Here is a 12,208-nt window from a genome sequence, read left to right on the forward strand (position 1 = left end):
TGCCAACTCCGTAACGCTAAGAACCCATTCCGCAGTTCCTTCCATACTATTATTTTGCTGACCATGTCAGACGACAATCTCCCACAAAAATCCCGTACCCAGTTCAATAAATTACAAAAACGTTTACGTCATTATGTCGGCGATGCCATTGCCGATTACAAAATGATTGAAGACGGCGACAAGGTGATGGTGTGCCTGTCCGGTGGCAAAGACTCTTACACCTTGCTGGATATTTTGTTGAATTTGCAAAAAACCGCGCCGGTCAGCTTTGAAGTGATTGCCGTCAATCTTGACCAAAAACAACCGGGATTTCCCGAACATGTCTTGCCTGACTATCTGCAATCCCTAGGTGTGCCTTACCACATCATCGAAAAAGACACTTACAGCGTCGTCAAACGGGTGATACCCGAAGGCCAGACTACTTGTAGCCTTTGCTCACGTTTACGGCGAGGGACTTTATACGGCTATGCGGAGGCCAACGGCGTGACCAAAATCGCCTTGGGCCACCATCGCGACGATATTCTGGAGACGTTCTTCCTGAACATTTTCTACGGTGGCAAACTTAAGGCCATGCCGCCCAAGCTGTTGAGCGACGATAAGAAAAACATCGTCATCAGGCCCTTAGCGTACTGCCGCGAAAAAGACATTGAACGCTATTGTGCGTTTAAAAATTTCCCGATCATTCCCTGTAATTTGTGTGGTTCACAAGAGAATCTGCAAAGAAAAGCCATGAAAGTGATGTTAAAAAGCTGGGATAAACAATTTCCTGGGCGTTTGGAAACTATTTTCACCAGCCTGCAAAATGTCGCCCCCTCGCAACTCGCCGATCCCCGATTATTCGATTTTACCAATCTAAAACTTGGGCGGGAGCTATTTTCACAAGAATTGGATAGGTTAGATAGCGGTATGGAAGTTCTGGCGCAATAATATCCAACATCTAGTATTTAAAGACTTTGCGTTATATGTTTTCATTTTCCAGACAGTTAAGTGTCGTTTTTTCATTCCTATTGTGGTAGTTTTTTATACATAGAATTGTTTACAATTGGTTGCAATCAGAATCAACCAGCCGCCATTTCTCCATTCGAGTTAATTTCTTGATCATACTTTCACGTTGGCTAGCAGAACTGCGGTTATGGTTGTTTTCTACATAAAGCAATTGTTTGGGTTGCCGTCCACGAAAATATTTCGCACCTTGCTGGCTGGCATGTTGGGCAAAACGCTTGGATACATTGGTCGAAATGCCGGTATAAAGCGATTCATCAGTACATAAAATAATATAAACAGACCAATTCATTGTCAGCGGGTAAGGAGATAGATAGGATAATGCCGGAATTATTAACAGGTATGCCCATGCTGGGGTGGCGCGAATGGGTGGCGTTGCCAGATTTCAACATCGTGCAGATTAAAGCCAAAATCGATACCGGCGCGCGTTCATCTGCGTTACATGCTTTTGCTATAGAGCCTTATCGAAAAGGTGGTGAACCTTGGGTGATGTTCGCCATTCATCCTATCCAGAAAAACACCGACATTTCGATAGAGTGCCATGCCGCTGTTAAAGACCAGCGTGTGGTTTCAGATTCCGGCGGTCACAAGCAACTTCGCTATGTAATTGACACCCAATTGATGATAGGCCAATCACTGATCACCGCCGAAATGACGCTGACTAACCGCGATAGTATGTTGTTTCGGTTGCTAATCGGGCGCACCGCGATGGACAAACGCTTTATCATCGCCCCCACCGCGTCGTATTTGCAAGGCAAACCCCAGCTTAAAACTTAAGCTGATTAGCACAAACTAATCCATCGCTAAGCCAGTTTATTTTACAAAACAGCTTTTTTCGGCATAGGCGTCGGCTTCTTTAAGCTGCGCCCGCAAGTCTTTGGATTGCTTAGGATCACGGAAAACCCCGCCGCTTTCACCCGGGGTGCTTTTTAAATAATTGAAAGTTTTCGCTGCTTCATAATCGCTGAAAGACAGTTTTTCGGCGATTTTATCGATTTTGCAACCACAAGCATATTGGTTGATGTAATTCAAGCCACCGTGTTGCGCCACGCAGTTCAAAACATATTCAACGCGGTCGCGGGTGGGGAAATCATTGACAAGCGTTTGTCCAGCAACGGGTGTAGTCACGGGTGTTTGTTCTGGCGTGGTCGAACAGCCCGCGCTGATAGTCATTAAGGCCATCGTCAACATAGATAATAAAGGTGATGCTTTCATAAATGATGCTCTATTCAAAAATATACAGCTCCGTAGGGAGCGGGAAATAGCTGTAGGCTAAGTGTTATTTTAACTGAAAACCTTTTGGGTTTCTCTGATAGGCTGGCAAATATCCGAATTTGTGGCATTAAGTGATAAGGCCAAACCTGCTTAGGCTTTTTGGGGGTTATAAGCTGTTTTTATGAAAAACAAAGAATCAATCACCGGCGTGATCCTGGCGGGCGGGTTAGCCAGACGCATGGACCATCAGGACAAGGGTTTGGTAAATTTCAAAGGGTTGCCGCTCATTAATTACGCCATCACCGCGATGCAGCCTGTGGTCGATGAGCTGATTATCAACGCCAACCGCAACATCGGCGATTATCGGCAATTCGGCCTGCCTGTCATTAGCGACCAGTCCGATAACTTCGATGGCCCTTTGGCAGGCATATTGACGGCAATGGATTATTGCCAAACCGAGGTGCTGCTGGTCATGCCTTGCGATTCGCCGTTGATGCGATCCGCCCAGTTGCAAACACTGATAGACCGCCGTTATGAACAAAATGCCGATGCCGCCGTTGCTGTTGTTGGGGGGCGTTGGCATCCGGTGTTTCTGGCGATAAAAACCGCACTAAAAACGGATTTACAAGCGTATCTGGCAGGGGGTCATCGCAAAGTCGAAACGTGGTTGATGCAATATAAAACCTTACCCGTTGACTTTAGCTCCCAACCTGGGCTGTTCATGAACATCAACACCTTGGATGAACTTGTCAAATTAGAGCGTCAACACTTGTAAAAAAATTACTTCCTAAATCCATAAATCACATAATTCAACAAGGCCAAACGGCTGGCGATTTCTGCCCCCAGCGTTTCAATAACGGCGCTTTTGCTGATGATCTTGCCCTGTTGCCGGGCCAATCTTCTTAAATAACGGTAAGTCGGCAAGGTGTTGACGGTGATGTCGCGCTCAGTGACGCATTCAAATTGCGTTTGCCTGGCGAGTTTGTGGTAATGCTCCGTGGAGAATTGCAGGTTGCATTTGCCGTAAAACGTCCAATCGGGTAGTTTCAGACGCGTGAACGGCAACAATTTTTTATCGGCGACAAAATCGGACAAGGCCAAATAACCACCGGGTTTGAGGACGCGGTAAGCTTCTTTGAAAAACTGGGTACGATCAGGGAAATGAAAAATACATTCCACGGCAAGCACCACGTCAAACGATTCGTCAGGATAGGGGAGGGTGCAGGCATTGCCTTGGTGGAATTCGATGCGGTTTTGTCCGGCGGCGATGACCGTGGCACGGGCGCGTTCCAATTGGCGTTCATCCAAGTTTAAGCCGACCAAATCCATGTTTAAATAACGCTCGTTGATGTGTGCGATAGTACCGCCAAAGCCGCAACCAACATCCAGGACTTTCAAGCCGTTTTGGATATGGCCCGCCAGGCAGACTTGTGCAGAAAGCGCTTCGGCGGCTTGTCCAAAATCTTCCGTGGTTAAATCTGCACTCTGGGGATTTTCCCAGTAGCCCCAGTGGACATGCCGGCCAAAACTTTTGGTCACGGACTCATCGCCGCCTTTTAGCAAGTCGAGCAGATAATCGAAATAAGGCAGTTTGACGACGGGTGTTTCGGCGTTTTTCATGTAAGTCTCGTGTGTTGTTAGGGTTGAAAAAACCTAAGCCTATTGAAAACTAACCACGAAAGACACGAAGGACGCGGAGTTTTACTAACGTGCCCAGCATGGTTAAAGAGGAAAATTTGATCAATTTTAGCAGACCGGCTCATTTATGAAGATTTTATTGATGTTATGGTTGGCCGTGTGGCTAAACGCCCATGCCGACGTTTACCAATGGCAAGATGTCGAAGGCCGCAAGCATTTTGCGGATAAACCCATCGATCCTGTCGCCCAAAAGCTGGACATTAAACCGGGCTATGATTTCTTTCATGTGAAAACAGTTTACGATGGCGATACGGTGCTTTTACAGGATGGACGCAGAATCCGTTTTCTGGGCGTCAACACGCCAGAAGTGGCCCATCGCGGCAATAAAGCCGATGCCGGGGGCGACGCGGCAAAACAATGGTTGCAGGAAAAATTGCGAAACACCCGTGTGCGGCTGGAAATGGGTGTAGAAAAAACCGACAAATACGGCAGGACACTGGCGCATCTGATTACCGAAAACAAGGAGCATATCAATGTGCAACTGGTGGCATTGGGCTTGGGGACGATGAATATTTTCCCGCCCAATTTGGGATACGTCCGTGAATTGCTTGCAGCGGAACAACACGCCGAACAAGCTAAATTAGGGATTTGGGGTAATCCTGAATACGCCCCGATTGCCGCCAGCCAAGTGGACGAAGGCGTTTATGACAAACACCACTGGCAACGCGTGAGCGGAAAAGTGCAGGATGTTTATACGACGGGCAAGTCGGTGTATCTGAAGTTTTCTGATGCTTTTGCAGCGCGTATCGAAAAAGACAATTTGCCGTTGTTTCCCGATGTGCAAGCTTATCGTGGCAAAAATCTGGAAGTACGGGGGTGGCTAAGCAAAAATAAGGACAGGTTGGTGATGTTGATCCGGCATCCGAGCGCAATGCTTATCTTGCGGTGATTACCATTGTATAGGGTTTAACCTAGATTAAATTCAGTTTGCGTGATTTACATGCGGGGATGAAGCGGTAGGCTGTAAGCATTTGTTGCCGCTTCAACCACGCCTACGAGTTTCCAGGTAAATAGTCCACAATAAACTATGTAAATCACTCGCAGTCATTTCAGGCGTGAACCTATAAACTAACCATCATGTTAGTTAATCAATTTACTTAGTGCGTGTTTTAAAAGTACGGCGGTGGTGAAAACTGAGGTTTTTTTAGATCAAATTCATCTTGAAACAAGGTGATTTCATCCAATTTTCCAATGTTACGTTCGGGCAACCCACTTGATTGTGACCAATTTTTACTAAATCGAGACTTTTAAAACACGCACTTAGGAGCCAATCGTGAAAACTTTATCAACCTTTACCCGTGTCATTTTAGCCGCCAGTTTTTTTTCCGCTTCCATTGCTTATGCAGACCCTGCCCATGTCGCTTGGGCCGACAATTTGGTCATTAATATCACCCCGGACAAAAATGAGTATGCCAACAACCCAACGTATGTCTATTGGGCGGGGTTCAATGGTTGGACAACGTATGAAAACCGCACCCAATGTAGCTCATTTGTCACACGTTTGCTTAAACAAGCCTATAACTGGACTGATAGCGATTTTAGCCAATGGTTTGGTTCAACTAGCCCTACGGCAAACCTTTATCATGATGCCATTGAAGCCCAAAATGGTTTCACGATGCTTACCAACATCAATGATATTCAAAAAGGCGATATTTTGGCGGTTGAGTATAACGAAGAGGATGCCACGGTGACAGGCCATGTGATGATGGCGGACGATATTGCCAAACCGCGCACGGCGACCGCCCCCATCATTGCCAATACCCAACAGTTTGAACTTAGCATCATTGACTCTTCAAAAACGGGTCATGGTCCGGCCGATACCCGCATGATGCCGGACAATACATGGGATTCCGGCGTCGGTAGGGGGAAATTACGTTTATATGCCGATAATGCCGGTACGGTAGTCGGTTACGCTTGGAGCACAGTCAAAACTTCCGTTTTTTACAGCTTACAATCTACCCGCCATATAGTGATTGGGCGTTTGGCAAATTGAGTTTAGCTCTATATGGGTTTTGGGGTCTTTTGCTAAAATGCCTAATATTCAGGCACTGTTATTTTAGTAAGATCAATGGAAGCCCCACTCATAATTTATTTATGCCCCGGAGGGTACAGCCGCTTGGAGGCGTGGGGCTATCCACACAAGACCGTCAACCACTCGGCGGGGGAATACGCCCGTGACGAAGCCTGTCCTGAGCTTGTCGAAGGGACGGCGACGGCTTCTGCGAAGTCCATTCGAATACGATGGAGGGTTTCTGGTCGCTGGCGTGTCTGGCTGCGCCCGCACCCAGGGCATATCCCAAGCCTTGTGCCGCTGTAACTGAGCTTTTTTGAGTTTGTCCATAACGTCAGAAAACGCGGCAAAAGTTTGCTGTCTTCGTTACTGGCTGTTTTGGTTAAAAAGACCCAGAAACCCATATAGAGACTCTAACGAATTAGCTCCGCCTTGGTTTCGGTTAGAGCCTTTTTAGTCCTGTCCTTAAGTTAGATGCTAGGGTTTATATTGGCCACGTTGGTGATTTTAAAGGCCGAGCCGGAACGAGTGTGTTCCAACAGTAGGCGTCTTAAGCGACCCGTTCCGTAACGTTTTTAGTGCCTATAGCAATTTTGAAACCTTAAGTGTGAGTTATTCACTATCTTTTCCGTAAATAATCGCTAGAATGAAAGAGTAGCCCGTTTAACAAGATTTATGTTGCTTGCTTGTTATTGGAAGGCTGTTTGTTCATTCATAATTTAACTTTTATTTGGAGAAAATTCATGGCGACTTTTAATGGTGATGACGACGACAACACCCTCAATGGTTCGATAAAAAATGACATCCTCAATGGCTTTGATGGCAATGACAGTATCTATGGCGATGCGGGGGGCGATACTTTAATTGGCGGTTTGGGCAACGACTACCTACAAGGTGATGCGGGGGTGGATACCTACCAGTTTAGTAAAGGCGACGGTCTGGATTACATCAATAACTACGATACTGACAATAGCAAGGACATTGTTAAATTCACCGATGTGGCTTCCACAGAAGTCTTGGCAGTTTTCGAGCAATTCAATACCGATGACCTGATTCTGCAATATGCGGGGGGTGAGGTAACCCTACAAGGATATTTTTCTGGTGATGCAAATTACCGCGTCGATAAGTTCCAATTTACCGATAAGGCCTGGGACATAACCAGCATTGCCCAACAACACAATGGAACCTCTTATAGCGAAGCCTTGTCCGCGTTCGATGGCATGGCGAACACGCTCAACGGCTTGGCAGGGGACGATACCCTGAACGGCGGTAATAATGCCGACACCCTAAACGGTGGGATAGGCAACGATACTTTGTCGGGAAATGATGGCAACGATATCCTGACGGGGGGCGCAGATAATGATGTTCTATATGGGGGAGTGGGTAACGATACCCTGAACGGCGGCACGGGTAGCGACACCCTGGAAGGCAATAACGGTTCCGACAACTACCTGTTCAGTAAAGGTGACGGCGTTGATTATATTAACAACTATGATGATGACAGCAAGGCGGATCTGGTCACTTTCACCGATGTTGCCTCAACTAAAGTGTTGGCTGTGTTCGAGCAATTCAATACCGATAACCTAGTCTTGCAGTATGCCGGTGGGCAGTTGACCATCGAGTCTTATTTTTCTGGTGATGCAAATTACCGCGTCGATAAGTTCCAATTTACCGATAAGGCCTGGGACATAGCCAACATTGCCCAGCAGCATAATGGCACTTCTTATGGCGAAGCCTTGTCCGCGTTCGATGGCATGGCGAACACAATCAATGGCTTGGCAGGGGACGATACCCTGAACGGCGGTAATAATGCCGACACCCTGAACGGTGGGGCGGGTAACGATAATCTGTACGGCGGTAATAATGCCGACACCCTGAACGGTGGGGCGGGTAACGATAATCTGTACGGCAATAACGGTTCCGACAACTACCTGTTCAGTAAAGGTGACGGCGTTGATTATATTAACAACTATGATGATGACAGCAAGGCGGATCTGGTCACTTTCACCGATGTTGCCTCAACTAAAGTGTTGGCGGTGTTCGAGCAATTCAATACCGATAACCTAGTCTTGCAGTATGCCGGTGGGCAGTTGACCATCGAGTCTTATTTTTCTGGTGGTGCCAATTACCGCGTCGATAAGTTCCAATTTACCGATAAGGCCTGGGACATAGCCAACATTGCCCAACAACACAATGGCACCTCTTATAGCGAAGCCTTGTACGCGTTTGATGGCATGGCGAACACGCTCAATGGCCTGGCAGGCAAAGATACACTATACGGCGGAACGGGCGTTGATATTTTGAACGGCGGTTCTGGTTACGATACTCTGTATGGAGGGGATGGTGGTGATACGCTAACTGGCGGGATTGGTAATGATTATTTGCAAGGTGATGAGGGTGCGGATATCTATGTATTCAGCCAAGCCGATGGCCGCGATGAATTGAATAATTACGATACGGATGGCAGTGCCGACCTTGTTAAATTTACAGATTTGGCTTCCATCGATATTTCCGCTGTGCTGACAAGTCCCGTTAATACCAACCATTTGCTAATCCAGTATGGAAGCAGCAGTTCGTTGACCGTAGACTATTATTTTAGCGGCGATGTAAATTACCGGGTGGGGCAATTTCAGTTCGCAGATGGCATCAGTGTCAGTAATTTCTTGGTGGGTACTTCGGCTAAAGACAATCTGAAAGGCGGTGCAGGAAATGATGTGTTAAGCGGTCTGGCGAAAGCTGACAAAATGACCGGCGGCTCAGGCAGTGACCTGTATTTTGTTGACGATGCCGGTGATCTGGTCATTGAAGATATTGGCGTGAAAGGGGATGTTGACACGGTCAAAAGCTCTGTCAGCTATGATTTGGCGAGTAATGTTGAAAATCTGATATTGACCGGAACAGCGGCAATTGACGGTAAAGGTAACGGGGCTAATAATCAATTGACGGGAAATAGTGCCGCCAATATTTTGGCGGGTGGTAATGGTGACGACACGCTTAAAGGCGGGGGCGGTGCCGATACTTTTGTGCTGGCGACAATCAAGAGTGCTGATATTGTTAAAGATTTCGTCACAGGCATTGACCATCTGCGAATCCCAGACAATACACTGGGGATATTAAAGATTGGTAATGGGGACCATATCATCGACAACGGCATGATAACCGCTACTGGTGGATTTTCTAATACTGCGGAGCTGGTGATTATTAGTTCGACTATCACCGGAAAGATCAACACGACATCAGCGGCTGCTATTATAGGCTCAGCAACGGCGGCTTATGGTGCGGGCGATACTAGCTTGTTTACGGTTAGCAATAATGCCGATAGTGCCGTTTATTTGTTCCAATCAGCCAATACCAATGCTCAAGTTGAAGCATCGGAATTGACGCTAATTGGGACACTGCAAGGTACGGCACAAACTGCTCTAGCGGATTATGCGTTTGCGTAAATTTGCTTGAAATGGTGGCGCAAGTGTGGAAACAATATATTTGAGCTTGCATTTGGGTTCACCCTTGTAGCCATCTTTTTTGTCGTTGCTCCTTATGGTTGGAACGGGTTTGCTCCAACAGTAGGCACCTTAAGCGACCCGTTCCGTAACGTTTTGAGTGTCTGTTTTGAGTGCCTAAGGTTATTGTGAAACGTTAAGGACGGGGTAAGCAAACCCCGTCCCGCCCTTAAGTCACTGGCTAGAGGCCCGCCCCCTATTAGGTTCTGGAAAAAACCAAATCCCCTACGTCATTAACCTTCACGTTAATCACATCCCCACCGGCAAAATGCCCTGACAAAATCTCCTGCGCCAGCGGATTTTCCAGGTGTTGTTGTATCGCCCGTTTCATTGGCCTTGCGCCATAAACCGGATCAAAGCCCGCTTCACCCAATAAATCCAAGGCCGCATCGCTGATGACGAAGCCAATGTCGCGGTCTTGCAAACGTTGGCGCAAGTGCTCGATCTGGATGTTGGAAATGGCGCGGATTTGTTCGCGTCCCAGCGGATGGAACACCACGGCCTCATCAATACGGTTGATGAATTCGGGGCGGAAGTGTTGGCTGACTTTTTCCATCACCGCCGCTTTCATGACCGGATACAAGGCCTCGCCCGCCAGTTCCTGGATGATGTCGGAACCTAAGTTGGAAGTCATGACGATGACGGTGTTACGGAAATCGACCGTGCGGCCTTGCCCGTCGGTCAAGCGTCCGTCATCCAAGACTTGCAACAGCACGTTAAAGACATCGGGATGGGCTTTTTCGATTTCGTCCATCAGGATCACCGAGTACGGTTTGCGCCGCACCAGTTCGGTCAGATAACCGCCTTCTTCATAACCGACATAGCCCGGAGGGGCGCCAATCAAACGCGCCACCGAATGTTTTTCCATGAATTCGGACATGTCGATACGCACCATCGCGTCGGTGGTGTCGAACATGAATTCCGCCAAGGCCTTGCATAATTCGGTTTTACCCACACCCGTAGGGCCCAAGAACATGAACGAGCCGTTCGGGCGGTTGGGGTCGGACAATCCGGCACGGGAGCGGCGTATCGCGTTGCTGACCGCTTTCAGGGCTTCTTGCTGGCCGACCACGCGCTGGCCGAGCGACTCTTCCATCCGCAACAATTTGTCACGCTCGCCTTCGAGCATTTTCGAGGCCGGAATGCCTGTCCATTTGGAAACCACTTCGGCGATTTCCTCATCGGTGACTTTATTGCGCAACAAGGTCATTTTCGGGGCTTCGGCAGGTACGGCGTGATTTAGTTGTTGTTCCAGAGCCGGAATAATGCCGTATTGCAATTCGGCTTGCCGTGCCAAATCGTTAGCACGGCGGGCGGCTTCCAAATCGGTTTTGGCGTGTTCCAATTTTTCTTTCACCGAAGCCGAACCTTGCAGTGAAGCTTTTTCGGCTTTCCAGATTTCTTCCAAATCCGAATATTCTTTTTCCAGATCAGCAATTTCATCTTCGAGAATTTCCAGGCGTTTTTTCGACGCGCTGTCTTTTTCTTTTTTCAGCGCGACTTGTTCGATTTTTAATTGGATTAAACGGCGGTGCAACCTGTCCATCGCTTCCGGTTTGGAATCAATTTCCATACGGATACGGCTGGCGGCTTCGTCGATCAAATCAATGGCTTTGTCCGGCAATTGGCGGTCGGCGATATAGCGGTACGACAAAGTGGCGGCGGCGACGATGGCGGGGTCGGTGATTTCCACGCCGTGATGGACTTCGTATTTTTCTTTCAGGCCGCGCAAAATGGCGATGGTGTCTTCCACTGATGGCTCATCGACCAAGACTTTTTGGAAACGGCGTTCAAGGGCGGCGTCTTTTTCGACATACCGACGGTATTCATCCAGCGTGGTCGCGCCCACGCAATGCAGTTCGCCACGCGCCAAGGCGGGTTTGAGCATATTGCCCGCGTCCATCGCGCCTTCCGCTTTGCCTGCCCCGACCATCGTGTGCAATTCGTCGATGAATAAAATCACTTGGCCTTCTTGTTTTGCCAAATCGTTCAAGACGCCTTTCAGACGCTCTTCAAATTCGCCACGGAATTTTGCGCCGGCAATCAGGGCAGCCATGTCCAAGGCCAAGACTTGTTTGTGTTTCATGCCTTCGGGGACTTCGCCGTTGACGATGCGTTGCGCCAAACCTTCGACTATCGCGGTTTTGCCCACGCCCGGTTCGCCTATCAGCACCGGGTTGTTCTTGGTGCGGCGTTGCAAGACTTGGATGGTGCGGCGGATTTCATCGTCACGCCCGATGACCGGGTCGAGTTTGCCTGATTCGGCGCGTTCGGTCAGGTCAATGGTGTATTTTTTCAAGGCCTGGCGTTGGTCTTCGGCATTGGCATCGTTGACCGCCGCGCCGCCGCGCATAGTGTCTATGGCTTTTTCCAAGGCGGCTTTAGCCACGCCAAATTTTTTCAGCAGTTCATTCAGAACGCCTTTTTCTTCACACGCGGCAAGCAGGAACAGTTCGCTGGAAATGAACTGGTCTTGGCGTTTTTGCGCCAGTTTGTCGGTGAGGTTCAGCAATCTTGTCGATTCATTGGACAGTTGCACATCGCCGCCAGAACCGCTGACGGTGGCGATACGGTCGATGATTTTGCCCAGTTCTTGTCGGAACTGGTTGGTGTTGACATTGAGTTGTGCCAACAAGGGTTTGATGCTGCCGCCTTCCTGGTCTAGCAACGCGCTCATGACGTGGGTGGGTTCTATAAATTGATGGTCTTTTCCCAAAGCCAAGCTTTGGGCATCGGCAAGTGCAGATTGGAACTTGCTGGTTAATTTATCCATGCGCATAGG

10 protein-coding genes are annotated in these 12,208 nt (G+C 48.3%); 6 read left to right on the forward strand and 4 right to left on the reverse strand.

The genetic code is table 11. The features are described from left to right. Nucleotides 1-63: 63 nt before the first annotated feature. On the forward strand, nucleotides 64-927 hold the full coding sequence (ttcA, locus tag PHH59_RS04805; protein WP_300012062.1) for a tRNA 2-thiocytidine(32) synthetase TtcA: 864 nt from the start codon (nucleotides 64-66) through the stop codon (nucleotides 925-927). A 109-nt stretch (nucleotides 928-1,036) separates the two neighbouring features. Here the strand turns inward: ttcA and PHH59_RS04810 are convergent, their stop codons facing one another. Next, entirely contained in the window at nucleotides 1,037-1,294 is a 258-nt protein-coding gene (locus PHH59_RS04810; protein ID WP_300012065.1) for a GIY-YIG nuclease family protein, read from the reverse strand. A gap of 29 nt (nucleotides 1,295-1,323) precedes the next feature. On the opposite strand from PHH59_RS04810, the gene PHH59_RS04815 reads away from it, so the two are divergent. Beyond that, complete coding sequence (locus tag PHH59_RS04815) at nucleotides 1,324-1,779, forward strand: ATP-dependent zinc protease (RefSeq protein ID WP_300012068.1); 456 nt, start codon at nucleotides 1,324-1,326, stop codon at nucleotides 1,777-1,779. Nucleotides 1,780-1,815: 36 nt separating this feature from the next. Here the strand turns inward: PHH59_RS04815 and PHH59_RS04820 are convergent, their stop codons facing one another. After that, complete coding sequence (locus tag PHH59_RS04820; RefSeq protein ID WP_300012071.1) at nucleotides 1,816-2,217, reverse strand: hypothetical protein; 402 nt, start codon at nucleotides 2,215-2,217, stop codon at nucleotides 1,816-1,818. 181 nt (nucleotides 2,218-2,398) lie between these two features. Between PHH59_RS04820 and mobA the strand changes: the two genes are divergently transcribed. After that, nucleotides 2,399-2,992 (forward strand): molybdenum cofactor guanylyltransferase MobA, encoded by a 594-nt coding sequence (mobA, locus tag PHH59_RS04825; protein ID WP_300012074.1) that lies wholly within the window; start codon nucleotides 2,399-2,401, stop codon nucleotides 2,990-2,992. Between the two features lie 5 nt (nucleotides 2,993-2,997). Here mobA and PHH59_RS04830 read toward each other — a convergent pair whose 3' ends face one another. Beyond that, a complete protein-coding gene (locus tag PHH59_RS04830; RefSeq protein WP_300012077.1) occupies nucleotides 2,998-3,837 on the reverse strand; it encodes a class I SAM-dependent methyltransferase in 840 nt (279 codons plus the stop codon). Between the two features lie 145 nt (nucleotides 3,838-3,982). Between PHH59_RS04830 and PHH59_RS04835 the strand changes: the two genes are divergently transcribed. The 3 genes from PHH59_RS04835 (at nucleotide 3,983) to PHH59_RS04845 (ending at nucleotide 9,369) form a co-directional block, all read left to right on the forward strand. Then, the gene (locus PHH59_RS04835; protein WP_300012080.1) at nucleotides 3,983-4,804 is read left to right on the forward strand and encodes a thermonuclease family protein; all 822 of its coding nucleotides are present in this window, start codon (nucleotides 3,983-3,985) and stop codon (nucleotides 4,802-4,804) included. 384 nt (nucleotides 4,805-5,188) lie between these two features. Beyond that, complete coding sequence (locus PHH59_RS04840) at nucleotides 5,189-5,908, forward strand: hypothetical protein (RefSeq protein WP_300012083.1); 720 nt, start codon at nucleotides 5,189-5,191, stop codon at nucleotides 5,906-5,908. 761 nt (nucleotides 5,909-6,669) lie between these two features. Beyond that, nucleotides 6,670-9,369, forward strand: a complete 2,700-nt coding sequence (locus tag PHH59_RS04845) for a calcium-binding protein (RefSeq protein WP_300012086.1) — start codon at nucleotides 6,670-6,672, stop codon at nucleotides 9,367-9,369. Between the two features lie 256 nt (nucleotides 9,370-9,625). Here PHH59_RS04845 and clpB read toward each other — a convergent pair whose 3' ends face one another. Next, on the reverse strand, nucleotides 9,626-12,205 hold the full coding sequence (gene clpB / locus PHH59_RS04850; RefSeq protein ID WP_300012089.1) for an ATP-dependent chaperone ClpB: 2,580 nt from the start codon (nucleotides 12,203-12,205) through the stop codon (nucleotides 9,626-9,628). Nucleotides 12,206-12,208 lie beyond the last annotated feature (3 nt).

Source organism: Methylovulum sp. (assembly GCF_028687615.1).
Lineage (GTDB): Bacteria > Pseudomonadota > Gammaproteobacteria > Methylococcales > Methylomonadaceae > Methylovulum.

Excerpts from the sequence above, each read along its gene's own strand:
- ttcA (WP_300012062.1), top strand. The coding sequence starts at position 64 with ATGTCAGACGACAATCTCCCACAAAAATCCCGTACCCAGTTCAATAAA.
- PHH59_RS04810 (WP_300012065.1), bottom strand. The coding sequence starts at position 1,294 with ATGAATTGGTCTGTTTATATTATTTTATGTACTGATGAATCGCTTTAT.
- PHH59_RS04815 (WP_300012068.1), top strand. The coding sequence starts at position 1,324 with ATGCCGGAATTATTAACAGGTATGCCCATGCTGGGGTGGCGCGAATGG.
- PHH59_RS04820 (WP_300012071.1), bottom strand. The coding sequence starts at position 2,217 with ATGAAAGCATCACCTTTATTATCTATGTTGACGATGGCCTTAATGACT.
- mobA (WP_300012074.1), top strand. The coding sequence starts at position 2,399 with ATGAAAAACAAAGAATCAATCACCGGCGTGATCCTGGCGGGCGGGTTA.
- PHH59_RS04830 (WP_300012077.1), bottom strand. The coding sequence starts at position 3,837 with ATGAAAAACGCCGAAACACCCGTCGTCAAACTGCCTTATTTCGATTAT.
- PHH59_RS04835 (WP_300012080.1), top strand. The coding sequence starts at position 3,983 with ATGAAGATTTTATTGATGTTATGGTTGGCCGTGTGGCTAAACGCCCAT.
- PHH59_RS04845 (WP_300012086.1), top strand. The coding sequence starts at position 6,670 with ATGGCGACTTTTAATGGTGATGACGACGACAACACCCTCAATGGTTCG.
- clpB (WP_300012089.1), bottom strand. The coding sequence starts at position 12,205 with ATGCGCATGGATAAATTAACCAGCAAGTTCCAATCTGCACTTGCCGAT.